24 protein-coding genes and 1 tRNA gene are annotated in these 23,130 nt (G+C 66.9%); 11 read left to right on the top strand and 14 right to left on the bottom strand.

Going from position 1 to position 23,130, the window contains the following annotated elements; translation table 11 throughout:
• Positions 1-16 precede the first annotated feature (16 nt).
• Together KUV82_RS01355 and KUV82_RS01350 are read left to right on the top strand one after the other, a co-directional pair.
• The gene (locus KUV82_RS01355) at positions 17-496 is read left to right on the top strand and encodes an FKBP-type peptidyl-prolyl cis-trans isomerase (protein WP_219955123.1); all 480 of its coding nucleotides are present in this window, start codon (positions 17-19) and stop codon (positions 494-496) included.
• An 81-nt stretch (positions 497-577) separates the two neighbouring features.
• Positions 578-1,252 carry an NnrU family protein gene (locus KUV82_RS01350; RefSeq protein ID WP_219955122.1) on the top strand — a complete coding sequence of 225 codons (675 nt, stop codon included), beginning with the start codon at positions 578-580 and terminating at the stop codon, positions 1,250-1,252.
• Between the two features lie 12 nt (positions 1,253-1,264).
• Here the strand turns inward: KUV82_RS01350 and KUV82_RS01345 are convergent, their stop codons facing one another.
• The 10 genes from KUV82_RS01345 to rpe all read right to left on the bottom strand — a co-directional run bounded on the left by KUV82_RS01345 (position 1,265) and on the right by rpe (position 11,060).
• Positions 1,265-2,062: a crotonase/enoyl-CoA hydratase family protein gene (locus KUV82_RS01345; protein WP_219955121.1), complete on the bottom strand. Its 798-nt coding sequence runs from the start codon at positions 2,060-2,062 to the stop codon at positions 1,265-1,267.
• Complete coding sequence (locus KUV82_RS01340; protein WP_219955120.1) at positions 2,059-2,874, bottom strand: alpha/beta hydrolase; 816 nt, start codon at positions 2,872-2,874, stop codon at positions 2,059-2,061. The genes KUV82_RS01345 and KUV82_RS01340 overlap by 4 nt, the downstream gene beginning before the upstream one ends.
• A 24-nt stretch (positions 2,875-2,898) precedes the next feature.
• The gene (locus KUV82_RS01335) at positions 2,899-3,399 is read right to left on the bottom strand and encodes a hypothetical protein (RefSeq protein WP_219955119.1); all 501 of its coding nucleotides are present in this window, start codon (positions 3,397-3,399) and stop codon (positions 2,899-2,901) included.
• Positions 3,400-3,485: 86 nt separating this feature from the next.
• Positions 3,486-5,408, bottom strand: a complete 1,923-nt coding sequence (gene dxs, locus KUV82_RS01330; protein ID WP_219955118.1) for a 1-deoxy-D-xylulose-5-phosphate synthase — start codon at positions 5,406-5,408, stop codon at positions 3,486-3,488.
• A gap of 112 nt (positions 5,409-5,520) precedes the next feature.
• Complete coding sequence (locus KUV82_RS01325) at positions 5,521-5,988, bottom strand: Fur family transcriptional regulator (protein WP_219955117.1); 468 nt, start codon at positions 5,986-5,988, stop codon at positions 5,521-5,523.
• Between the two features lie 37 nt (positions 5,989-6,025).
• On the bottom strand, positions 6,026-6,706 hold the full coding sequence (gene msrA / locus KUV82_RS01320; RefSeq protein WP_219955116.1) for a peptide-methionine (S)-S-oxide reductase MsrA: 681 nt from the start codon (positions 6,704-6,706) through the stop codon (positions 6,026-6,028).
• Positions 6,706-6,837, bottom strand: a complete 132-nt coding sequence (locus KUV82_RS14185) for a hypothetical protein (protein ID WP_258319792.1) — start codon at positions 6,835-6,837, stop codon at positions 6,706-6,708. The genes msrA and KUV82_RS14185 overlap by 1 nt, the downstream gene beginning before the upstream one ends.
• Positions 6,838-6,945: 108 nt before the next feature.
• Positions 6,946-8,532 carry a bifunctional phosphoribosylaminoimidazolecarboxamide formyltransferase/IMP cyclohydrolase gene (gene purH / locus KUV82_RS01315; protein WP_219955115.1) on the bottom strand — a complete coding sequence of 529 codons (1,587 nt, stop codon included), beginning with the start codon at positions 8,530-8,532 and terminating at the stop codon, positions 6,946-6,948.
• A gap of 6 nt (positions 8,533-8,538) precedes the next feature.
• Complete coding sequence (locus tag KUV82_RS01310; RefSeq protein WP_219955114.1) at positions 8,539-10,401, bottom strand: heparinase II/III family protein; 1,863 nt, start codon at positions 10,399-10,401, stop codon at positions 8,539-8,541.
• Positions 10,398-11,060 carry a ribulose-phosphate 3-epimerase gene (gene rpe / locus KUV82_RS01305; RefSeq protein ID WP_219955113.1) on the bottom strand — a complete coding sequence of 221 codons (663 nt, stop codon included), beginning with the start codon at positions 11,058-11,060 and terminating at the stop codon, positions 10,398-10,400. The genes KUV82_RS01310 and rpe overlap by 4 nt, the downstream gene beginning before the upstream one ends.
• A gap of 120 nt (positions 11,061-11,180) precedes the next feature.
• Between rpe and KUV82_RS01300 the strand changes: the two genes are divergently transcribed.
• The 4 genes from KUV82_RS01300 (at position 11,181) to KUV82_RS01285 (ending at position 15,860) form a co-directional block, all read left to right on the top strand.
• Positions 11,181-11,447: a PqqD family protein gene (locus KUV82_RS01300; protein ID WP_219955112.1), complete on the top strand. Its 267-nt coding sequence runs from the start codon at positions 11,181-11,183 to the stop codon at positions 11,445-11,447.
• A gap of 358 nt (positions 11,448-11,805) precedes the next feature.
• A complete protein-coding gene (locus KUV82_RS01295; RefSeq protein WP_219955111.1) occupies positions 11,806-13,524 on the top strand; it encodes an asparagine synthase-related protein in 1,719 nt (572 codons plus the stop codon).
• A 47-nt stretch (positions 13,525-13,571) separates the two neighbouring features.
• Positions 13,572-15,233 carry an ABC transporter ATP-binding protein gene (locus tag KUV82_RS01290; RefSeq protein ID WP_219955110.1) on the top strand — a complete coding sequence of 554 codons (1,662 nt, stop codon included), beginning with the start codon at positions 13,572-13,574 and terminating at the stop codon, positions 15,231-15,233.
• Between the two features lie 129 nt (positions 15,234-15,362).
• On the top strand, positions 15,363-15,860 hold the full coding sequence (locus KUV82_RS01285) for a DUF2141 domain-containing protein (protein WP_219955109.1): 498 nt from the start codon (positions 15,363-15,365) through the stop codon (positions 15,858-15,860).
• Here KUV82_RS01285 and KUV82_RS01280 read toward each other — a convergent pair.
• The 3 genes from KUV82_RS01280 to KUV82_RS01270 all read right to left on the bottom strand — a co-directional run bounded on the left by KUV82_RS01280 (position 15,851) and on the right by KUV82_RS01270 (position 18,022).
• Positions 15,851-16,747: a hypothetical protein gene (locus KUV82_RS01280; RefSeq protein WP_219955108.1), complete on the bottom strand. Its 897-nt coding sequence runs from the start codon at positions 16,745-16,747 to the stop codon at positions 15,851-15,853. The two genes, KUV82_RS01285 and KUV82_RS01280, sit on opposite strands and share 10 nt — an antisense overlap.
• Entirely contained in the window at positions 16,744-17,781 is a 1,038-nt protein-coding gene (locus KUV82_RS01275) for a diacylglycerol/lipid kinase family protein (RefSeq protein WP_219955107.1), read from the bottom strand. Before KUV82_RS01275 ends, KUV82_RS01280 begins: the two co-directional genes overlap by 4 nt.
• Before the next feature lie 164 nt (positions 17,782-17,945).
• Positions 17,946-18,022, bottom strand: a tRNA-Arg gene (locus KUV82_RS01270).
• Positions 18,023-18,152: 130 nt separating this feature from the next.
• On the opposite strand from KUV82_RS01270, the gene KUV82_RS01265 reads away from it, so the two are divergent.
• Entirely contained in the window at positions 18,153-18,551 is a 399-nt protein-coding gene (locus KUV82_RS01265) for a hypothetical protein (protein WP_219955106.1), read from the top strand.
• A gap of 7 nt (positions 18,552-18,558) precedes the next feature.
• On the opposite strand, the gene KUV82_RS01260 is transcribed toward KUV82_RS01265, so the two are convergent.
• Entirely contained in the window at positions 18,559-19,041 is a 483-nt protein-coding gene (locus tag KUV82_RS01260; RefSeq protein WP_219955105.1) for a Csu type fimbrial protein, read from the bottom strand.
• 180 nt (positions 19,042-19,221) lie between these two features.
• Between KUV82_RS01260 and KUV82_RS01255 the strand changes: the two genes are divergently transcribed.
• The 4 genes from KUV82_RS01255 to KUV82_RS14275 all read left to right on the top strand — a co-directional run bounded on the left by KUV82_RS01255 (position 19,222) and on the right by KUV82_RS14275 (position 23,117).
• Positions 19,222-19,701: an MmcB family DNA repair protein gene (locus KUV82_RS01255; protein WP_219955104.1), complete on the top strand. Its 480-nt coding sequence runs from the start codon at positions 19,222-19,224 to the stop codon at positions 19,699-19,701.
• A gap of 48 nt (positions 19,702-19,749) precedes the next feature.
• The gene (locus tag KUV82_RS01250; RefSeq protein WP_219955103.1) at positions 19,750-20,466 is read left to right on the top strand and encodes a sterol desaturase family protein; all 717 of its coding nucleotides are present in this window, start codon (positions 19,750-19,752) and stop codon (positions 20,464-20,466) included.
• The gene (locus KUV82_RS01245; RefSeq protein ID WP_219955102.1) at positions 20,463-20,933 is read left to right on the top strand and encodes a DUF2141 domain-containing protein; all 471 of its coding nucleotides are present in this window, start codon (positions 20,463-20,465) and stop codon (positions 20,931-20,933) included. The genes KUV82_RS01250 and KUV82_RS01245 overlap by 4 nt, the downstream gene beginning before the upstream one ends.
• 111 nt (positions 20,934-21,044) lie before the next feature.
• Positions 21,045-23,117, top strand: a complete 2,073-nt coding sequence (locus KUV82_RS14275; RefSeq protein WP_375541247.1) for a PAS domain-containing protein — start codon at positions 21,045-21,047, stop codon at positions 23,115-23,117.
• Positions 23,118-23,130: the final 13 nt, after the last annotated feature.

Raw genomic sequence — 23,130 nt, 5'->3', positions numbered from 1 at the left:
GAGGATGAAGAATTTCATGGCCTTCGCGGCCGCGCTTGCCGCAGGCACCGCTGCGTCCCCGCTGGCTGCACAGGACGCACCCGACCGATCGCAGGACATCGTCTGGATGACCGAGCAGCAAGCCTATCTCGCAAGCCTGTCGCGCGAGGATGGCTGGCGGTTCATGCCGGGCGGCCTCAAGTGGCGCTACGCCAAATACGCAGGCAGCGATGATAAGCCGCGGGTCGAGGACACGGTGACTGTTCACTACGCCGGCACCTTCATCGACGGGACGCCATTCGATTCCTCCTTCGACCGCGGACAGCCGGCGACCTTCCCGCTCGGCCGGCTGGTGAAGGCCTGGCAGATGGCCATCCCCGAGATGGGCGTGGGCGATATCATCGAGATCGCCGCTCCGGCGGACCTTGCCTACGGACCGGAGGGGCGCGGCCCCATCCCGGGCGGCGCGACGCTGCTCTTCACGGTCCAGCTGCTCGGCATCGAAGCGGCCGAGTAACTCGCCTCAAGAAGCAAGGCGCTTGCACCCGGCGCGAAATCTGCTACCCATGTTGACGCTGTAAACATGGGAGTGGCCGTCATGGATCAGGCTCTGGTTTCGCTTCTTGCTGCGTCGATCGCCTTTGTCGGGACGCATTTCGCGCTCTCGCACCCGCTGCGCGCACCGCTTGTCGGCGCGCTGGGCGATGGCGGGTTCATGGGTCTCTACAGCATCGTGGCAGCCGGATGCATGGCCTGGATGTACTTCGCCTTCACCGCCGCGCCGGGCGCCGACCTTGGCGGCAGCGGGGAGATCGGCTGGGTGATCGCCACGATCCTGACGCTGCCCGCACTGGTTCTCTTTCTCGGCTCGCTGAGGGGCAATCCCGCCCTGCCCGCACCCGGCGCCGGAGCGCTGACCCAGCAGGAGCCGAGCGGCGTTATGGCAGTGACGCGCCACCCGATGATGTGGGGCTTCGCGCTCTGGGCGCTTTCGCACATCATCCTGTTCTGGAGCTGGCGCACAATGATCGTCGCGGGCGCCATCCTGGTCCTCGCGCTGGTCGGCGCGAAGATGCAGGACCGCAAGAAGGAGGCGCTGATGGGCGCGGCCTGGCAGGAATGGGAAGCCAAGACCACCTACTGGCCGCGCTGGGGCAAGCTGGCCGGCGCCGGTCTAGGGCTCTGGATTGTCGCCGCAGCGGCCTGGGCGGGGATCAGTTACTGGCACCTCAGCGCGGCCGGCATCCCGGCAGGCATCTGGCGCTGGCTTTGATCGACCGGGCGCCTACTGTCCCTTGAACTCCGCCGCGCGCTTTTCGAGCAGCGCATCAATACCTTCCATGTGATCCTCGGTAAGGTGCATAAGCGCCTGCGTGTTCGCCGCCAGTTCCAGCGCCGTATCGTAGCTGACCGAACGCCCTTGGCGCATCAGGTTCTTGGCATGACGCAGCGCGTGCGGGGGCATGGCGGCTATCTTGCCGGCCAGCGCGTGGGCTTCATCGAGGAGCGCCTCGCCATCCACCACGCGGCTAACGAGACCCCAGTCGAGCGCGGTGGCCGCGTCGATTACATCGCCGGTGTAGAAGAGCTCGGCCGCGCGCGCCTCGCCGATGATGCGCGGCAGGATCCAGGTGCCGCCATCGCCCGGGATGATGCCGAGCTTGAGGAAGGTCACGCCGAACTTTGCGCGGTCGCTGGCGATGCGGATATCGCCGAGACAGGCGAGGTCGCAGCCAAGCCCGATCGCCGGCCCGTTGACCGCCGCGATCAGCGGCACGCGCAGGCTGTAGAGGGCGCGCAGGACCTTGTGGATGTTGTTGCGATAGCCGTCCGAAATCTCCGGCGCGGTCCCGCCGAAGGTGCCCGTGCGCTCTTTCATCGCCTTGATATCGCCGCCCGCGCTGAAGGCGCGCCCGGCGCCTGTCAGGATCACGCAGCGCACGTCCATATCCGCGTTGATCGCATCGCAAGCCTCGGCAAAAGCGTCCCCGTCCCCCTTCGCGCCGAGCGGGTTCATCGTGTCCGGTCGGTTGAGGGTCAGGGTCGTGACGTGGCCGGTGGTGTCGATCGTCAGCAGGCTCATTCGGGTGGGTCCTCTCCAGTCCGCCGCGCCAGGAAGTCGAGCACGGCCTCTTCGGCATCGGGATGCCAGGCGAGATCATGACCAAATCCTGCGAAGATGCGCAACTCGCTATCGGGCTTGGCGGATGCAAGCCGCTCGGCGTGATGATGCGGGATCAGCGTGTCGGCATCGCCATGCAGGATCAGGACCGGCGCGTCGATTGCGGCGATCTTGTCGATGCTTTCGTAGCGATCGCGCAGCAGCAGGCGGGTCGGCAGCCAGCGGAACTTCTCTGCCACGAGATCAGACAGGCTCGCGAAGGGCGATATCAGAACCAGCGCTGCGGGCGGGGTTTCGAGGGCCATCTGCACCGCGACACCCGACCCGATCGAATTGCCGATCACGATGGTCTGGCCCGGCGAAATCCCGCGCTCGTCCAGGAAGGCCAGCGCCGCGCGGCCATCGCGGTAGAGGCCCTCCTCGCTCGGCGTTCCCGGATTGCCCCGATAGCCGCGGTATTCGGCGGCGAGCACGCCGTAGCCCGCAGGCACCAGGCGGTCGGTTGCCACCACGCTCGAGACCCAGTCTGCCCCATTGCCGTGGAAATAGACGATCACCGGGCGGCCCGGTTCGGGCGCGCGATAGCCGGCGGTCAGCAGCAGGTCGTCGCTTGTCGCATAGCGCACCTCCTCGAACCCGCCGGTCGACGGCCCGATCGCGCGCGGCGCGGGATAGAGCAGCGGACCTTGCGCAAGGTAGAGGATGCCGGTGACGGCAAGGTAGAACGTCGCAAGCGCGACAAGGGCCGTTGTCACGAAGCGCTTGAGGCGCATGGCCACTCGCTGTGTTGAACGCGCTCAGCCATGGGCAGCGTCGCCATAGGGCCCGCCGTTCTCATCCCAGCTGGCAACAACGGCGTCGATCTCCTGCTCGAACTTGGTCCGCGGCCGGGCCGCCCGGATTGCGTCGACCATCTCTCGCGCGCTGCAATCGTACAGCTGGCAGAACATCCACACATCCCCGTTGGCGCGCTGGATACCGGAGCTGATCGCTATGAGGGCTTTGCGCCAGCGCCCCTCGACCGGGTATTTCGACGGCTTATGAAGGAGAATGCGCACCTGCGATTGCTGCGTGCCGATCCGCTTGATCGAACGCAGGGCGATAGGCCTGGGAGAATGGGGGTAAACGACCAGTCCCTGGGGCGAAACGGAGACCTTAACCCTGCGATCGAAAAGTGCGGCCACGAAGCCCACCATAGCGCCGCCGAAGAAAAGGAAGCCCGGCAGCCCGACTACCCAGGTGAGGAGCGACCCTCCGCCAAGCCCGCCCGAGAGAACCCACACCGAGGCAATCGCCATGGGCGCGCAAAGCGCCAGCCAGCCCAGCAGCTTGGGAACCGAGTAGCGCGCCTCGAAGGAGACCGCCGGGTCCTGCGAGGCCGTGGTCAGGCCCGCGCCTCCTCCACGCCTGCGCTGTTGTGCCGCAGGGCGCTGAGCACCGTATCGACGATATGCGGCGCGTTGAGGCCGGCTTCGTCATACTGCTTTTCGGGTGCGTCCTGATCCTGGAACACGTCGGGAAGGCGCATGGTGCGCACTTTCAGCCCGGCATCGGTCAGGCCTTCGTCCGAAGCGAAGGTCAGCACATGCGCGCCGAGGCCGCCCACGGCGCCTTCCTCGACCGTCACCACCACATCGTGGCTGCGCATCAGCTTCTCGATCATCTGGGTGTCGAGCGGCTTGGCAAAGCGCATGTCGGCAACCGTGGTCGAGAGGCCCTTGGCCTCGAGCTGGTCGGCAGCCTTCTTGGCTTCTTCCAGGCGCGCGCCAAGCGAGAGGATCGCTACCTTGCTGCCTTCGCGCACGATCCGGCCCTTGCCGATCTCGAGCTTTTCGAGCTGCTCCGGGATTTCCACACCCGTGCCCGCGCCGCGCGGATAGCGGAAGGCGATCGGGCCATCGTCATATTCGGCCGCGGTGTAGGTCATGTGCGCCAGCTCCGCCTCGTCGGCGGCGGCCATCACGACCATGTTGGGCAGCGTGGCGAGATAGGTGATGTCGAACGCGCCGGCGTGGGTGCAGCCATCGGCCCCGACAAGGCCAGCGCGGTCGATCGCAAAGCGGACCGGCAGGTTCTGGATCGCCACATCGTGGACGACCTGGTCGTAAGCGCGCTGCAGGAAGGTCGAATAGATCGCGGCGAAGGGGCGCATGCCTTCCGCGGCAAGGCCCGCGGCAAAGGTCACGCCGTGCTGCTCGGCAATACCGACGTCGAAGGCCTTGTCGGGATGCGCCTTGGCAAACTTGTCGACGCCCGTACCGCTCGGCATGGCGGCGGTGATGGCGCAGATGCGCGGATCGCTATCGGCAAGCTTGGCCAGCGTTTCGCCGAAGACGTTCTGGTAGGCGGGCGGGCCGCCGGTCGACTTCTTCTGCTCGCCGGTGACCACGTCGAACTTGGCAACGCCGTGGTACTTGTCCGCGCTGTTTTCGGCAGGCGCATAGCCCTTGCCCTTCTGCGTGACGACATGGATCAGGACCGGGCCCTGCTCGCTGTCGCGCACGTTCTCCAGCACCGGGATCAGGTGGTCGAGATTGTGGCCGTCGATCGGGCCGACGTAGTAGAAGCCCAGTTCTTCGAACAGCGTGCCGCCGGTGACCATGCCGCGCGCGTATTCTTCCGCCTTTTCGAGCCCGTCATGGACCTTGCGGCTGAGCTTCTTCGAAATGCGCGAGGCGAGGCTGCGCAGGCCAAGGTACTCGCTGCTCGACACGGTGCGCGCGAGATAGGCCGAGAGGCCGCCGACCGGCGGCGCGATCGACATGTCGTTGTCGTTCAAGATGACCACCAGGCGGTTGCCGGCCTGTTCGGCGTTGTTCATCGCCTCATAGGCCATGCCGGCGCTCATCGCGCCGTCGCCGATCACCGCGATCCCGCGGCCCGGCTTGCCGAGCATCTTGTTGGCCATTGCAAAGCCGAGCGCCGCCGAGATCGAGGTCGAGCTGTGCGCTGCGCCAAAGGGGTCGTATTCGCTCTCCGCGCGCTTGGTGAAGCCCGACAGGCCGCCGCCCTGGCGCAGCGTGCGAATGCGGTCGCGCCGGCCGGTGAGGATCTTGTGCGGATAACACTGGTGGCCGACATCCCACACGAGCTTGTCGGTCGGCGTGTCGAAGACATAGTGGATCGCCGTCGTCAGTTCGACCACGCCCAGCCCAGAGCCAAGGTGCCCGCCGGTCGTGCCCACCGCATCGATCATCTCGGCGCGTAGCTCGTCGGAGAGCTGGCGAAGCTGATCCTTCTCCAGCTTGCGGAGATCATCGGGGGTGGCGACCGTGTCTAGCAGCGGCGTCTTGGGGCGCGTCGTCATGGGAAGCGGCTTTACACCGCTAAATCGGAACTGTCGATGAACGGTTTATCGATGAATTTGCACGGTTTGGCGCTGCATCTGGCTAAAACGCGCCGCGATTACGGGCGATTACTCAGGCGGCGCAATCGTTGCACAAGCCGCGCAGCTCGACCACGGGGCGAACATCGGTGAAACCCGCGTCCTTGCCGGCTTCGCGCAGCGCGCCCGTGACCCGCTCGTCATCGATATGGGTGGCCTTCCCGCAATCGTCGCAGATCAGGAAGATGCAATCGTGCCGGCAGCCGGGGTGAGTGTTGACGAGATAGGCGTTCGCGCTCTCGATCCGGTTGGCAAGGTTGGTGCGCACGAACAGGTCGAGGATGCGGTAGACGCTGTTGGGCGCCACGCGCTTGCCGCGCCTGCGCGATAGATTGTCTGCAATGTCATAGGCGCTGGCCGGCTTGTCATGGCGGGCCAGCTCTTCGAACACGGACTGGCGCATGCCGGTCCATTGCTCGCCGTTGTCGGTCAGCGTGTGGCGGGCGGCTTGGATCAGGTCCTCGCCCGAATGTTCTGTGTGTGCGTGCGCGTGCTGTGCCATGCTCCGCAAGGTAGGCGCGCGCCCGCGCCGCCGCAAGCTAGTCGGGCTGGAAGGTCGCCGAGTATACGCCCGGATACATGGCCTTGAGTGCCTTCACCTTCGGCGCATCCCAGCGCACGATATAGCCGTGGCGCGGGTTTTTCAGCATGAAGTCCTGATGGTAGCCTTCGGCTGGATAGAAGGTCCGTGCCTTCTCAATCCTGGTGACGATCGGCTTCGACCAGATCTTCGCTTCGCGCAGCTGCTTGAGATAAGCGGCAGCGACGGCGGCCTGCTCGCGCGACTGGGGGATCAGCGCGGTGCGGTAATGCGCGCCGACATCGGGGCCCTGACGGTTGAGCTGGGTGGGATCGGCGATCACCGAGAAGAAGATCCGCAGGAGCTGGTCGTAGCGGATGACCTTGGGGTCGTAGACGACCTTCACCGATTCGGCGTGGTCGGTAATGCCCGAGGTGACGATCTTGTAGTCGGCCTGGCGCTCGGTCCCGCCGTGATAGCCGGATACGGCGCTTTTCACGCCCTTCACATGGCTGAAAACGCCTTCGACGCCCCAGAAGCATCCGCCGGCAAACACCGCCGTCTTGAGGCCTGCGCCTTCACGCGCAACGCGCTCGGCTGCCGGCGCCGCGACCGCTTTCTCGGCAGCAAGGGCGGGCTGCTGGCAGGCCGAAGCGCCCAGAGACAGGGCCAGGGCCGCGAGGGGTGCGCGCAGGTCCATCAGAAGATCGAGGCGATCAGTTGCGGCACGGCGGCGAAAATCTCGCCGCCGCCGCCGATGACGACAGCGATGGCTCCGGCACCGAAGCCGATGGCGAAGTTGCGATAGAGGTCGGGGGTAAAGAGGGTCATGGTGGGTCTTTCGTCAGTCTTGCCGACGTGGTTACACCCGCCCCGATTGCAACGCGCTTAATCGGATTGTTGTGATCGGTTCAGGCGATGAGACGCCCTGCCCGCACCCTAGTGCCGGAAGTGGCGCATCCCCGTGAAGACCATGGCGAGGCCCGCCTCGTCCGCCGCCGCAATCACTTCCTCGTCGCGGATCGAACCGCCCGGCTGGATGATCGCGGTTGCGCCCGCTTCGGCTGCGGCCAAGAGGCCGTCGGCGAAGGGGAAGAAGGCGTCGGAGGCCACGGCGCTGCCAACCGCGCGGCTCTGTTCCCAGCCGTATTTCTCGGCCGCTTCGGCCGCCTTGATCGCGGCGATGCGCGAGCTGTCGCGGCGGTTCATCTGGCCTGCGCCAATGCCCGCGGTCGCTCCGTCCTTCGCATAGACGATAGCGTTCGATTTCACGTGGCGCGCGACCGTCCAGGCGAAGAGGCAGTCCTTCAGCTCCTGCTCGGTCGGCTCGCGCTGGGTGACGACCTTGAGGTCGGCTTCCGTGATCGCGCCGTTGTCGCGTGTCTGCACCAGCAGGCCGCCTGTGATCGGTTTGACCGAAAGGCCGCCGCGACGCGCATCGGGCATATCGCCGGTCACGAGCAGGCGCAGGTTCTTCTTCTTGGCGAAGGCTTCGCGCGCTGCATCGCTAACCGAGGGGGCGATGACGACTTCTGTGAAGATCTTGCAGATCGCCTCGGCCGTTTCGCCGTCGAGTTCGGTGTTGACGGCGACAATGCCGCCGAAAGCCGACACGCTGTCGCAGGCCAGCGCTTCGTCCCATGCCTGGATCAGGCTGGACGCCTGCGCAACGCCGCAGGGGTTGGCGTGCTTGACGATGACCACCGCCGGCTCGCCGCCAGCAAATTCCGCGCACAGTTCCAGCGCCGCATCGGCATCGTTGTAATTGTTGTAGGACAGCTCCTTGCCCTGCAACTGCTCGGCCTGGGCGATGCCTTTCGCGTGCGGGCCGACCGGCGTGTAGAGCGCCGCTTTCTGGTGCGGGTTCTCGCCATAACGCAGTTCGACCGGGGCCTTGCCGTTCACGGCGAGGAAGTCGGGGAGCAGCTGCTGCTGGTCGGCGAAGGCGAACCACTGGCTGATCATGCTGTCGTAGGCGGCGGTCGCGGCAAAGGCCTTGGCCGCGCACTTGCGGCGGAAGTCGAGGCTGGTCGCGCCGCTCGCATCGAGTTCGCCGACCAACGTGTCGTAATCGGCCGGGTCCGTGACGATGGTGACGAACTGGTGGTTCTTGGCCGCGCTGCGCACCATGCTCGGCCCGCCGATATCGATGTTCTCGATGATCTCGTCGCGCTCGGCGCCGCGCATCACGGTGGCTTCGAAGGGGTAGAGATTGACGACCACGAGGTCGATCGCGCCGATGGCATGCTCGTCCATCGCGGCAGCGTGTTCGGGGTTGTCGCGCACCGCCAGCAGGCCGCCGTGGACCATCGGGTGCAGCGTCTTCACGCGGCCGTCCATCATCTCGGGAAAGCCGGTGAGGTCGGAGACGTCCTTCACCTCGAGCCCCGCTTCGCGCAGGGCCCTGGCCGTGCCGCCGGTCGAGACGAGCTCCACGCCCTTGGCCGCCAGCGCCTTGCCCAGATCCACCAAGCCGGTCTTGTCGGACACCGAAAGCAGTGCCCGCTTGATCGCCACGTCAGCCACTAGAAATCACCCCATGCGTTTGAGCAGCCAGGGGAAACGCCCCCCGCTGCGCGATGTCAGTCCTTCGACGACCAGCTGCTTGGTCGCCCGCGGGCGTCCCTGCCCGTCGACCCAGAGGCTGTCCTCGATCGCGATATGCGCCTCGCCGCTATCGCCTCCGAGACGGAATTGCCAGTAGCTTCCGTCGGGAAGGGCTAGCCCTGCGCCGCGCTTGTCGTCCGACAGCCCCGCCTCGATCCCGTAGCCGAGATGGAACCGCAGCGCGAAGGCGATCTTGCCGCGCTTGCCCTGCCGGCCCGACGGTTCGAGCACGTCTTCGCCCGACAAGCCGCTGCCGTCCGCGCCGAGCAGCAGTGTGCGGCGATGAATGAGGCCGTAGCGCGCGGCGTAGCCGTTATGCGAGGCTTCCAGCCGGGCCGCATCGCGCCCCTTCTGCTTGACCGTGGTGCGGGCAATGTCGACTTCCTCGACACCCTTGCCGATCAGCCCCTTGATGAGAACCGCCGTCGAATTGGCATCGTCGAGCACGAGGGTCGAATGCGCCGCGCTGCCGCGCAGGCCCTGTTCGATCCGCACCGGCACCTGCCCACCAGCCAGCTCCGCCCCGCCGCAATTGACGATGATGCGCTGTTCGCCATGCGAAAGCTCGAACGCGAGGGTCGAGGCGCAGCCGAAACGCGCGTGGCGCGCCCGCGGGGGCGGGGCCGCGTCGAGGACGAGCGTGGCCTTGCCTGCGTCCACCCGGTGGTAACCCCAGTGCTTGCTGTCCTTGCCCGGGCGCGCGCGAATGCCGCTTGCGGTCACCAGCGCGTCGAGCCGCGCGGCCGAGGTCGCACCGGAACCTTGCCAGCTTCCAAGGCCCCGGTCGCCCATGCGCAGGGTGAGGAGCGGCGGCACCAGCAGGCCGAGCATGGTTTCGAGCGCCGGCGGCGGATCGCGATCGACCGCTTCGTAGCAGGCCCGCAAATCCACCAGCAGCGCGATCGCTTCCATCTGCGCGAGCGGGCTGCGCGACAGCACCCCGCCATCCTCACTCACCAGTTCGCCAAGCGCGCGCAGCAGGCCGGCTTCGCCGAACAGGCGGCGCGGCTGGCCATCGGGCAGCAGGAGCCCCGCAGCGACAATCGCGCACCAGCCGGCCACCTGGCCAAGCCGGTCTTCGGCGCGGGCCACCTGCCGGTCAAGATAGCGCGCGGTCGCTTCCATCGCTTCGAGCGCCTTTGCGCGGAGGGCAGCGTCCCCGCTCAGAATCAGCGGCGCGTTGACCAGCCATGCGAGGAGGCGCAGGCCGGCGTGCTCGACGGTCCAGGCCGGGCCCTTCGCCGGCACCGGGTTTGCCTTGAGCCAGCGCGCGAGCAGTTTCTCGCCAATGCCCGCGCATTCCTCGCGCGGGGCGCAGGCGCCAAGGTCGCGCAGCCAAGTGAAGCCCTGCACGGTGCGCTGCACGGGTGCGGTGAGCGGCGCCCCGCTGGCGAAATCGACCTTGTCGAACGGCACCTTGAGGCCGTGGACAAGGAATTGCCCGGCCCGCAGCGCCATGCCTCCGGCGCGTTCACCCTCCAGCGGGCTGGCGACGGTGGCGAGGAGGCGCGGGGCGGCGGGCTTGCGCAGCGGCGAGGCGAGCACGGACCCAGGCACCCCAAGGCGGTAGGCCCAGCGCACGACGCTTTCGATCGGCCCGGTTCGCGGCGCGCGGAAATCGCTGAGGACCAGCGCGCGGCCGGGTTCGAGCGGGACGGCTTCGGGCAGTTCGGCGGCCGGCGGCGAGGCCAGCGGCTCGTCCTGGCCGCCCAGCGGCAGCGCCGGTGCATCGGCTGCAGCCAGCGCTTCGCTGTCTTCGCGCAGGAGGGTCCGCGCGCCCTCGCTCATGACTGGCCTTTGAGCGCGGCGATATTGGCTGCGTATTGCGCAGGGCCGCCCTTGAAAGTGGCCGAGCCCGCGACCAGCACATCGGCGCCGGCATCGACGCACAGCCGCGCGGTTTCGGCGTTCACGCCGCCATCGACCTCGAGGTGGATCGGCTTGCCAAGCGCATCGATGCGCTTGCGGATCGCCTCGACCTTCTTCAGCTGCGAATGAATGAAGCTCTGCCCACCGAAGCCGGGATTGACGCTCATCACCAGCACCAGGTCGACGTCTTCGAGGATGTAGTCGAGCGCTTCGAGAGGCGTGCCGGGATTGAGCACCACGCCCGCCTTCTTGCCGAGGCCCGAAATCGCCTGCAGCGTGCGGTGGATATGCGGGCCGGCTTCCGGATGCACCGTGATGATATCGGCCCCGGCTTCGGCAAAGGCTTCGAGATAGGGATCGATCGGCGCGATCATCAGGTGGACGTCGAAGGGCTTGTCCGTGTGCGGGCGCAGCGCCTTCACCACGGCAGGGCCAATGGTGATGTTGGGCACGTAGTGGCCATCCATCACGTCGACATGGATCCAGTCGGCGCCGGCCGCGTCGATCGCGCGGACCTCTTCGCCAAGCGCAGCGAAATCGGCGGACAGGATGGAAGGGGAGATCAGCGGGGTGGTCATGCGGGCGGTTTGCCTTGGTCGCGTGTGAGCCTTGGCCAGCCCTACGCGCGCGAAACGAGGGTTAACAAGCAAGCCGCGCCCCCTTTTCCACATCGCCCGCCCCCGCTAGGCGGTCAGGCCATGACCATCCCGCGCAAGCTCACGGCCAATTTCGTCGAAACCCGCGTCGATGACGAGATCCTCATCGTCGACCTCGATGGAGGCGAACTGCTCTCGCTCGGAGGGACCGGCCGCGCGGTGTGGGAGCTCATCGACGGCGAGCGGAGCGTGACCGATATCGCAAGCGCGCTGGGTGAGGCTTATGACGCCGAGCAAGCGGTGCTGACGCGGGACGTCGAGGTTCTGCTCGCCGAGCTCGAGAAAGCGGCGCTGGTCGCCTTGGATTGATCTTGCTATGCTGCCCGCGGCTGACGAAGGGCGCATCACGATGACCAAGCACGCAAACGAAACCGACCAGAAACGCATTTGGCAAGCGCCGAAGCTCAAGCGGCTGGGCGCGATCCGCAACATAGCGGGGCCGCAGGGAGGGTTTACTAGCAATGGATCGAACCCCGACCGGAGAAGCTGAAGCTCCAGCCTGAAAGGCCTTGCGGTGTTTGCCGTCGCAATTGCGCTGCGCCCCACGCCCGTGCCGCCCCACATCCTTGCAGGAGCCTTGGGCTATTGCGCCCGTCGCCCTCATGTCGAGCATAGTTCGCGCCAATCCAGTCTGGCGGCGTGGCGTGGGCCTTCGGGCGAGGAGACAGTGCTGCGCGGCGCCTCAGTCACAGCGGCCTTCGACGGTTGGATCGGCAATCGCACATCCCTTCGCGAAGCCCTGGGGCTTGGTGACAATGCCGAGGATGTCGCTCTCTATCTTGCCGCCTATCAGAGGTGGGGCGATGCCTCCGACGACCATATAAACGGGAATTACGCAGCAGCGATCGTCGATGAGGGAGGGGCATGGGCGCGCCTGTCCCGCAGCGCTTTCAATGCTCCCCCGATCCATTACCGCCTTTCCGAAGAGCACTGCGTCGCAGGTTCCCTAGTGTCCGTACTTGCGACCCTTCCGGGTGCGGCGCGACTCCATCCCGAGCTCGCCCAGGTCGCGCGCGGTCTTGCCGGAGATCGATCCCACCCTCGGTCAGGCTGGTATCGACACACCGGACGTGTCGCCAAGGGCGAGGCTGTCCGCATCACCGCTGGTTCCGACGAAGTGTGGCCAGTCTGGCGCTATTCCGCCCCGAAGCATGGGCCAAGGCAGGGCAAGCTCGCTGACGATAGCGTTCTCAGCACAGCGCAAGAATTGCTGGAAGAGGCGGTTGCAGGAGCAGCGGGGCGGGGCACCAGGGTAGCGCTTGCCCTGTCCGGCGGGCTCGACAGCGGCCTCGTCGCATCGTTTCTTGCGCAGCAAAACCAGGGCGCGGCAATAACGGCCCTGACAATGGCTCCGGCCAAGGAATGGATCGCGGCCCCCCGCCCCGGCTATGTGGCCGACGAAAGCAGCGGAGCCGCTTCCATCGCCGACCAATTGGGGATCGCCCACCACGAAATTGTGATCAACAGCAGCGGCCCCTTCGACGAGCACTTTGCCCGCACACTGGAGAAAGCCGGCTGCGCCCCCGTCGCTATCGGCCTTGCTCCTTTTCTTCAAACACTGGCCCGGTCAGCCCACCAGAATGATGCGCAGATCCTGATGGGCGCGGACGAGGGCAATTCCGGAATCTCGGCCGATGGCCAGTGGGGATACCGCGAACTGTTCTTGCGCCTTCGCTGGCGCGAACTGTGGCTCGCCCTTCGTCACCGACCCCGCGATCCCCGGCCGATCTGGAGAAAGTTCGTCAGCCTCGTGGTTCGGGGGTCGGCAAGAAAGCTTGATATTGCGCGTTTCCTGTCGGCGCGCGGATTGCGGTTTGAATCGGCCGACGAATACGGCCTCGTGGACGGTCCGGGTCTGGATCACTTTCGGGAGCGCGAAACGCCAATGCATCCGCGCCGCGTGCGCGAAGAATTGCTTGCCCAGAGCGATGATGGCGCAGCCGAAGTCGCCAAGGCAGTCGAAGCAGTTCACGGCGTGCCCTACCGCGACCCTATGGCCTATCCGCCGCTGCTCGAATTCTGCCTGTCCCTGCCGACCCGGCAATTCCTGCGCCGTGGGCAGACCCGTTATCTTGCGCGCAGGCTGGCGGAGGGGCGCCTGCCGGATGCTGCACGCATGTCGCACGATCACGGCGTGACCGATGCCGACTGGCCCTTGCGGGTGACCCGCGACCGCGCTGCACTGCTCGCCGAGCTGGAGAAAATGCGTGCGGATGAAGACCTCTCCTCGCTGCTCGACCTTTCCGGCATGAGCGACCGCCTCGTTCGGTGGGATGGCAAGCAGCCCGTGGATCCGCTCGCGGCGATGGCGCTGAGCTATTGTCTCCCGGCTGCGATTGCCGCCGGTCGAGTGATCGCCCGGGCCAAGGGCCGCAACGATCTGTAATGACTTGCGCCTTTACCCGACCCAGAGCCTGACCTAGCGCTCGCTTCGTGAAACCGTTTCCCTCTGTTGCACTCGACCATCTTGCCAAGGGCCGTATCGCGCTGCTCGCAGCCGTCACGATGCTCGTGGCGCTGAGCGAAGGGCTGGGCTTCGTCCTCCTCGTGCCCATGCTGGAAACGCTGGGAGACGGGGCGCCGTCGCTCGCCGGCCTGGCCCTGCCCGATCTTTCGCTGGGCGCGCTGCTGACGCTGTTCGTGGCCCTTGTCGCCCTGCGCACGCTGGCCGAGCTGTGGCGCGCGCTGGTCGCGCAAGGTCTCGTCGTTACGCTGGTAGACGGGCTGCGGCTGCGGGCGATGGAGGCGTTGCTGCGCGCCGACTGGCGCTACCTGTCCGGCACACGGCAGAACGAGCACCGGGCGGTGGTGCTGGGCACGGTCGACCGGGCGGGCAATGCGGTGCAGCTGTTCGCCGACCTCCTGCGGCTGGCCCTCGGGCTCGGCGCGCTGGGTCTCGCCGCCTTCGTGATCGCCCCGCTTGCCGCCCTCGGCCTCGCGCTTGGCGGCGCGCTGATCCTGTTCGCCTTCGCCCCGCTCAGGCGCAGGGCGCGCGGGCTCGGGGAAGCGCTGGGAGAGCGCTACCGGGCGATGTATTCCGCTGTCGGCGAGACGCTCGACGCCGCCCGCGTGGTCAAGAGTTTCGGCCGCGAGACGGCGGCTCTCTCCGCGGTGGAGGAGGGCCTCAAGGGCCGCCGCGCGGTGGAGCGCCGCTTCATTTTCGACAGCGGCCTCGCCAAGGCGTTGCTCCAGACAAGCGGCGCGCTGCTGCTTGCCATCTTCGTGTGGCTTGCCGCTGGGCGCGGGGACGTGGCGCTGGCCACGCTGCTCCCGCTCGTGGCCCTGTTTGCTCGCGCGGTGCCAATGCTGGGCCAGCTCCAGCAGGCCGCCCAGGCTTGGGCGCACGACCGTCCGGCGATCGAGGAAGTCGAAGCGCTGATCGCCGAGGCGTACCGCGCCGCCGAACCAGCGGCGGCCGGGGAGCCCCCGCGCCTTGGCTCGGCCTTGCGCTTCGCATCGGCCTCACTCGCCTACTCCGATGCGCGCCCCGCGCTCGACGGGATCGACCTGGAGCTTCCGGCGGGAAGCTTCACGGCCATCACGGGCCCGTCGGGCGCGGGCAAGAGCACGCTGGCCGACCTTGCCGGGGGCCTGCTTGCGCCTGACGCGGGTGCCGTCTTGATCGATGGGGTGGCCCTCGACGGCCCGCGCCGGATCGCCTGGCGCAGCCGGGTTGCCTATGTGCAGCAGGAGTCGGTGCTGTTCGCCGCAACGCTGCGTGAGAACCTCTTGTGGGGCCGGGCCGATGCGAGCGATACGGACTGCGTGGCCGCGCTGGAGCGCGCCAACGCCGCCTTCGCCCTCGAGCTGCCCGGTGGTCTCGACCATCGCATTGGCGAGGCTGGCCGCACGCTTTCAGGGGGCGAGCGCCAGCGGATTGCGCTCGCACGGGCGTTGTTGCGCGATCCCGACCTGCTGATCCTCGACGAAGCCACCAGCGCGCTCGACCCGGCCAGCGAAGCCGCCGTCGCCGATGCAGTGGAAGCAGTCGCCGGGCGCTGCACGATCCTCGTGATCGGCCATCGCGGAGCGCTGACGCAGCGCGCGCCGCGACGGGTAGCGCTCGACGCCGGGCGCCTCGCTCTTGATGAATAGGTCCGCGCTGCCAAATTCAGCCGCAATTCAGCGCGCTATGCTAAAAAGCGCCTCATACAGGGGTCCGTCGGGCCCAGGGGCGATGCCTGCCAGCCGCCCTGCACCACAGTTCGAAACGGAATTTCGCCCATGATTCGCCAATTCTCCGCCGTCGCCGGTGTCAGCGCGCTCGCCCTTGCGGGCCTTGCCGCGCCGTCCCCCGCCGAAGCGCAATACCGCGAGAAGATCACAAACAATCCTGCCAAATGCGCAAGCGGCGCAGGCCCGGCCGTGCGCGTCACGATCACCGACATCAAGGCCTCGAGCGGTACCATCCGGGTGCAGAGCTACCGCGGCACCAAGGAAGACTGGCTCGAAAAGGGCCGCTGGATCTACCGCATGGAAGCCCCGGCCAAGGCCGGGTCGATGACCTTCTGCATGCCGCTGCCGGCCCCCGGGACCTATGGCATTGCGGTACGCCACGATGTGAACGGCAACGGGAAAACCGACATCTTCGCCGACGGCGGGGCGATGTCGAACAACCCCAGCATCAACATCTTCAACCTCGGCAAGCCGAGCTACAAGAAGACCGCCTTCACGGTAGGCGCCGGGGTCGAAACCATGTCGATCCGTATGCGCTACCGCTGAGCGCGGCGCTTTCGCCACAGTTCGAAAAGGGCGCCGGGCGCCGCGAGCAGCGGGTGCTTGGCGCGAAACGGCGTCACTTCGATAGTGATACCCGTGTGGCGGTGGAGCTTCCACGCGCCATAATCCGCCGCGCCCTCGAAGGTGGTTGTCGCCTTGGCGAGCCGCAGAAGGTTGAGCGGCTTGCCGAGCCGCGCGCGGGTGCGCCACCAGGCCTTGATCCGCGCGCGCTCGGCCTTGTCGAGCTTGGGTGACAGGCGTTCACCGTCGCGCGTGAAGGGCAGGCCTGCGGCTTCCCAGGCGAGGGGCAGCAGGCCGTCGAAATGCTCTGCGTTGACCTCGAGGATGGCGTTCTCGCGTCCCGGTTTCTCGACGCGGAATTCTGCCTGGTAGGTCGCCCGGAACAGCGCCCGCCAATAGTCTTCCGCCGTGCCTTCCTCAGGGCCCACAGCCGCCGCGAGCCGCCCGGCCGTCATCGCCGCTGCACTCAGCGCATCGAGCACGGCGGCGCGGGCCGCCTCATCCGCCTGCCAGATCAGCGCCGAGGGCTGGACGAACCGCGCCCAGATCGTCGTATCGCGCGACACACCGCTCGCCGCTTGCGCAAACTGGGCGAGCGACAGCGTCGCGATCTTGGCGCGCAGCCGTTCCTCGCCATGGTCCCATTCACGGTAGCTGACGCGCGGCCAGATGGTTTCTTTCTGGGGGCCGGGAAGCAGCACATAAAAATCCAGCACGCCTTCGAGCGAGCCTGTGCGCAGGTTCGATCCGTAGAACAGCACCGCCAGCGCGCCGGCCTCTTCGCCCAGCCGCCGGGCGTACGCCGCGACTTCGCTGCGCACCGGGCGGTCAAGCGCGGCGGCGATGCGGTGCGAAAGTGCGGAGGTCACACGCTGACGAAGGTGATGTCCGGCCCCTGCTCGACCCGGTATCGACCGGCGGGGAAGGCCTCGCCATCGAGGATGACCGCTTCGGCAACATCGATCGACAGGCCATCGGCGTCGAGCTGGTGGAAACCGGCATCGGAAAGCCAGCGAGGACGCCAGCCCGTCAGGATCGCCGGAAGGGAGGCCAGCAGGCGGCGGCGCGGGTGGTCCAGGACCGCAAGCTTGAAACCCGGGCGCGGCGCACCGAAGAGCTGGACGCCCATCGGCATGCGTTCGAGCGTGGAGGCGAGCATCACGCTGCGGCGGTCCGGATTGCCAAAGGCCGAACGCGGCACGCTCTCGCCAGAGGGCAGGAAACGCAGATCCATTTCCGTGCCGCGGCGCCACTTGTTGCGATCCGTGCCGAAAAGGGCCTGCAGCACGCCCCAGGCGCCCGTCGCACCGACGGCGAGACTGTTGAAGAAGCCGAGCGAGTGCGCGTCCTGGCCCGTTTCAATACCGAGGGTGAAGGCGCCGGCACCGAAAATGAAGCCGAGCATCGGCGGGTTGTCGTCGCCTTCGCGGCTGATCGCGAGCGGACGGCGGACCAGCCGGCGGCCCGTGTGATAGGCCTTCATCGCCTCTTCCAGCGACCAGTCGGCCGGAGCGCCAAGGTCGACGTTGAGCGCGTTGGTCTTGCCCTTGGGCAATACGGCGACAGCGGGCCAGCGGTCGGCAAAGACCATCTGGCCAATCGTCAGCACGTCGCGCACCGTCCCGTCACCGCCATTGATGACGAGGAAATCGATCCCGTCGCGGGCGAAGCCGGACAGCGCGTGGAAAATCTCGTTGCGGGTGCGCGGCTGGGCGACCGTGATCCGGTCGGATCCCGTGCAGGCAAGGTCCTGGCCCTTGTTGCGGTGGCTGCGCGGATTATAGATCACGCCGATGCGCGGATCGGACGTACGGTGCGCACGGTAAATGGCGCGCCGCTTGGGCGCCGGGGTCGCGGTCTGCCGGAGGGGCAGGCTGTCGAAGTTGTATATTACCCGGTCCATGAACCTTGTGCCTTAACCGCGCCCTCGCTCCCCTACCTAGGGCATTTTCCTCAAATTGTAATACTGTCGCAAAGCATTCTTCGCTCAGGCGTGCCGAAAAGTAACACCGGCAACCCCATGTGGCCCGGTTTTTCTGCGGAGGCGACTGCAAGGCTTTGAAATGCTGGCGCACCCGACAGGATTCGAACCTGTGGCCTCTGCCTTCGGAGGGCAGCGCTCTATCCAGCTGAGCTACGGGTGCTTTCACGCGCCGTTCGGCGAGCGCGGCGCTTAGCAAAGCGGCGCGCGGCTCGCCAGCCTTTAATCGAACCTCCCTTTGGTGACTCGCGCGTTAGGAGTTTCGCAAGACTGGCTTCGTAATCATGGCAAGCATGAGCGCGCTATCCCACGAATTCGACCTTTCCCAGGCCACCATGCTCCCGCCCGCCGAAGCGGGCCCGCGCCCGGCGCCGGAGCTGCGTGTTCTGGCCGAGCAGTGGGATGCCGTTCACGAAGCCGCTGCAGCCGTGGGCAACCTCGCCCAGCTTGGCCGCGAAGCGCCGTCACCCGAGATCGCCCAGCTGCCGCAGCGCGCGGCCGACAAGGGCGGTTGGCACTACGAGATGGCAGCCCGCGGCATCGATGATCTGGCCGCGGTCATGCAGCCAGGTCTGCGCGCACTGCTGTCGCTGACGGCGCAAGGCCAGGATACGACGGCAGCAGCGCTGACGCTCTGGCGCGAATTCCACACGGCGCGCGCCGCGATCGTCGACCTCGTCGAGGCCGGCTGAGCTTTTCCTAGAAGTTGACGGTGACGACCACGGCGTCGGCATAGGTGCCGGCGGCGAGCCCGTCTGCGTTGGCGAGCGTGGCGCCGTAGGCCGTGAGCTGCGCCGTGCCGTCATCGCCCGCCGTGCCCGCAACCGTATCGACGCCCAGCGCATCGCCCCAGCGCGTGGTGCGTGCCGCATCGCTGTAGATTTCGTAGGCGAGACTCTGGCCGGTGGCCGGGTCGACCATTTCGCGGGCGCCGCTCTGCCCCGCATCGAGCGCGATCTCATAGGCGGCCGGGCCATTGCACGAGAGCGCAACTCCCGCCTGCCCCTCAGCACGCGCGCCGGGCGCGGTGTCGAGCGCGAAGTCCATCGTGTCGGCGCTGACGCTGCAGCTTTCCACTACCGTTGCCCGAACCTGCATCACCGCCGTCGCCTGGCCGGCCTCAGCCGAAGTGCCGAGCGCAGTGGCCACGAACAGGGCGAGAAGGGTCAGGATCAGCTTCATGTGGCAATCTCCACATCGTTCGGGCTTGGCGTCTGGACAATCCGCTACGCCCCCAGGCTCATGTTTAACAGTCGGTTAACCATGTTTTGCCTGCGCTTCGGGCATGCGTCCCGGATCGGGACTCGCGGCCGGCGGGTCTTAGCGCTTGACCGGGTTCTCTTTATGTTCCAGTTCGAGGGCATGGCAGATTCGGCAATCGAGACCCTCACGGCAGCGCATGTGGCGCGCGGCATCGCGCGGCTGTTTGCCCGCAACGACATCTGGTGCCTGGCGGAAATGCCGCTGCGCAACGGGCGGCGGGCGGACCTCATGGGGGTCGACCCTAAAGGCCGCATCATCCTGGTCGAAATCAAGGTCCAGCGCGGCGACCTGCTCGGCGATGGCAAATGGCCCGACTACCTCGACTATTGCGACCGGTTCTATTGGGGCCTGCCTCCCGGGCTCGACCGCAGCCCCCTCGAAGGCGACGGGTACCGGCCCGACTGCTGCGGGGTCATCGTGGCCGACGGCTATGACGGCGAAATCGTACGGCCCGCGCCGCTGCGCCCGCTTGCTGCCGCGCGCCGCAAGGTCGAGGTCGAACGCCTCGCGCGCACGGCGCTGCGCCGCGCGACCGTTGCGCTCGACCCACACTGCGCGCCCTGGGGTACGCCCGAATAGCCAAGGCGGCTTGCGCGCCCCAGCCGCGCCACTAGGGTCGCCAGGACCATGTGGAACGCCATCCTCCTGTCTGCCGCCGCCATGACCGCGATCGTCGCGCTGCGGTACCTGGCGACCAGCGGGGTGTTCGCGGCGATCACCAACCGGGTGCGCCCCGGATACCACGACAGGCTCGGCCCGCAGATCCGCCGCGAGATCGGCTGGTCGCTGGCCTCGGCCGCGATCTACGGTGTGCCGGCCGGGATCGTTGCCTGGGGCTGGCAGGAGCGCGGGTGGACCCAGATCTACACCGATTGGAACGCCTACCCCCTATGGTACCTGCCGCTGGCGCCGCTGCTCTACCTCTTCGCGCACGACACCTGGTTCTACTGGACCCACCGGCTGATGCACCGGCCCAGCCTGTTTCGCACCATGCACGCCGTCCACCACGCCAGCCGGCCGCCGACCGCCTGGGCGGCGATGAGTTTCCACCCTTGGGAGGCGATCACCGGCGCGGTGGTGATCCCGGCGCTCGTCTTTCTCATCCCCATCCATGTCGCCATGCTCGGGCTCGTCCTCCTGATCATGACGGTAATGGGCGTGACCAATCACATGGGCTGGGAAATGTTTCCCCGCCGCCTAGTTCATTCGCGGTTAGGAGGCTGGCTGATAACCGCCAGCCACCACCAGCGTCATCATGAAGAGTATCGATGCAACTACGGACTGTATTTTCGCGTCTGGGATCGCCTCTGCGGCACGGATCGCGGGCTGAGCCCCAACGCATGAAACGCACTGCTGCCCTCGCTATGCTGCCGCTGGCCGCTGCGCTCGGCGCGAACGCTCCGGCCGGCTCGGCCGCGCCTGCCGCGTCGAAGGGTGCGACCATCTCGGTCACGGTCACCAACCTGCGCAACGCCAAGGGCATCGTGCGCGCCTGCATGACCACCGATGAGGACAAGTTTCCCCGCTGCCGCGGCGTCGCCGGAGCGCACGGAGCAACCGCCGATGCGCAGGAAGGCTCGATCGCCTTTACCTTCACCGGAGTGAAGCCCGGGCGTTACGCCATCGCCTTGCTCCATGACGAGAACGGCAACGGCAAGGCCGACCGCGCGCTTGGCATGATGCCCAAGGAGGGCTTCGGCTTCTCGCGCGATGCCAAGGTCCGCATGGGACCGCCGAAATTCTCCGAGGCCGCCTTCGATGTCGGCCAGGACGACCGCACCCTCACCATCCGGATGCGCTACATGCTCTGACTGCGGCCGCCAATGCGCCGCAGTCATGGTTAATTTCTTTAACTATATGTTTACCACGGTGGCCGCATACCGCTTTCGAATGAGCAAAACTCTTCGGGGGCTTTAGCAGTGATGGACAGGTTCGGCGGCTTTTTCGGCTCGCGTGATACGGCGGAGGACATCGACGAGGATATCGTCGATGAGGCCGACGCCGATCTCGAACCGCCGCCGTCGCCCGTCGGCCAGGACGAGCGCCGCATGCAGGTGCGTGCCTACAACCACTGGGCCAGCCTGCTCGGCGACCTCGCCTTCCCGCATATTTCCGACCTCGAACCCGAATCGCTCGACGACTTCGGCCCTTATTCGGTGCTGCTGGACCTGTCCGACGACATCGAGGACCCCAAGGTCGGCTTCGTGGGCTCGGAGCTGGCCGAGGAAGCCGGCCATGACGGCGACCTTGCGCTGCTGTCGAATGTGCCGAGCCGCTCGGTCCTAAGCCGCATCACCGACCATTACATGCAGATCATCGCCAACCAGGCGCCGATCGGCTTCGAGGCGGAATTCACCAACGAACGCGGCGCAACGGTGCTCTACCGTGGCATCCTGCTGCCCTATTCGAGCGACAACGAGACCATCGATTTCATCTATGGCGTGATCAACTGGAAGGAAATGGCCGACCAGCAGACCGCCGACGAGCTGCTGCTCGCCATCGACCAGGCCCTGGGTGATGACGAGGACGATGCAGCCTACGAGGACACGGTCGAAACCGCGGAATCGCTTACCAAGCCAGCGCCCGACGCCTATGGCGAAGACGTGCTCGAACTCGGGAACAACGACATGATGGACAGCCACGCACATGGCGCCCTTCCGCAACCGGCCTTCGGTGCGGTCGAGGACGACGAGGACGAAGCCATCGAGGCCGTTTCGGCCGAAGACACTGTGAGCGAGGCTCCGGCCGGCCCGCGTGTCGACGCGCTCGGCAATCCGCTCGGCGGCTTTGCTGCCAGCGATGACGAGACCGGCTACGGCGAGGAAAGCGACGACAGCTTCGACAGCGGCATCAAGACCGCCGCTGACTATGGCCTTCCCGAATGGGACGATGAGGACGAAGGCGAAGACGACGTCGACGATCTCGTCGATCCGCTCGCAGGCGACGGCGACGAGGGCTCCAGCAGCCTCGTCTCGCTGGTAAGCCGCGGAGGTCGCAACAAGAAGAGCGTCGACCTGTCGCGCAACGAGCCGGCCCCGGCGATTCCGCAGGCCTATGAAGGCGAAGACGTTGCGCTGCCGCCGCGCGTACCCGTGGCCTATGAGGCTGAGCCTGAAGCGCCGCTCGAAGGCGCCTCCGAACCGGCCGCCTACGAAGACGAGGCGACCGAATTCGCCATTGTTGCGGAAGAAGAGGCCGAAGCGCCCGAAGCGATCGAGGAACCGGTCGTCGAAGTGGCCGCACAGAACGTCGCCGATGAGCCGGTTGGGGCTCCGGCTGACGAACCGGTCGAGAGCGAAGCCGAGGAAGCAGCCGCGCCCGCGCCGGTGGAAGAACCCGTGGCAGAGATCTTCGAGGAAGAGGCTGAGCCCGTGGTCGACGAAGAATCGCCCGAGGGTCTCTACGACTGCCTCGCCGCGGCGCGCGAAATGGCGCAGACCGCGCAGAATACGGAAGACCGCAGCCGCAAGGCGCTCTATGCCGCCGTGGGCCGCGCCTACGACTTCAGCCTCGAAGCCGAAAACGCACCGGAAGACTTCGACGAACTGCTGGTCGACAACGGCCTGACCTTCCAGGACCGCGCGCCCATGACGCCGGTCGTGAAGCTGGTTTTCGGCGCCGATTACGACAAGACGCGCCTTACCGAATACGCTGCCGTCCTGATGCATGCGCACCGCGTGGGCGTGGAGCGCGGCAAGCTCGCCACCTTCCTCCGTGAGGCCGAAGGCGGCCTCAAGGGCGTGGTCAACGCCGAACGCCGCGCGCGCAAGGAAGAGCAGGGCAAGCCGGTCGACGACAAGAAGGCCGTTCGTCCCAATCTCGCCAAGAAGCTGCGCGCGCTGGAAACCCTCTCGCTCGCCGATCTCGACGAGGACGGCGCCGAATTCGCCCTGGTGATGGTCCGCCGCACGGCAGACGGCCAGCTCGAAGTCATCGGCGAAGTGCCGGAAGACGTGCCGCTGGTGGAACGCGCCGCGCGCAAGCTGCTCGGCTAAAACAACAAGCTGG

This window comes from Qipengyuania flava (assembly GCF_019448255.1).
GTDB classification, from domain to species: Bacteria; Pseudomonadota; Alphaproteobacteria; order Sphingomonadales; family Sphingomonadaceae; genus Qipengyuania; species Qipengyuania flava_A.
This window is presented reverse-complemented; position numbering and strand designations above follow the sequence as displayed.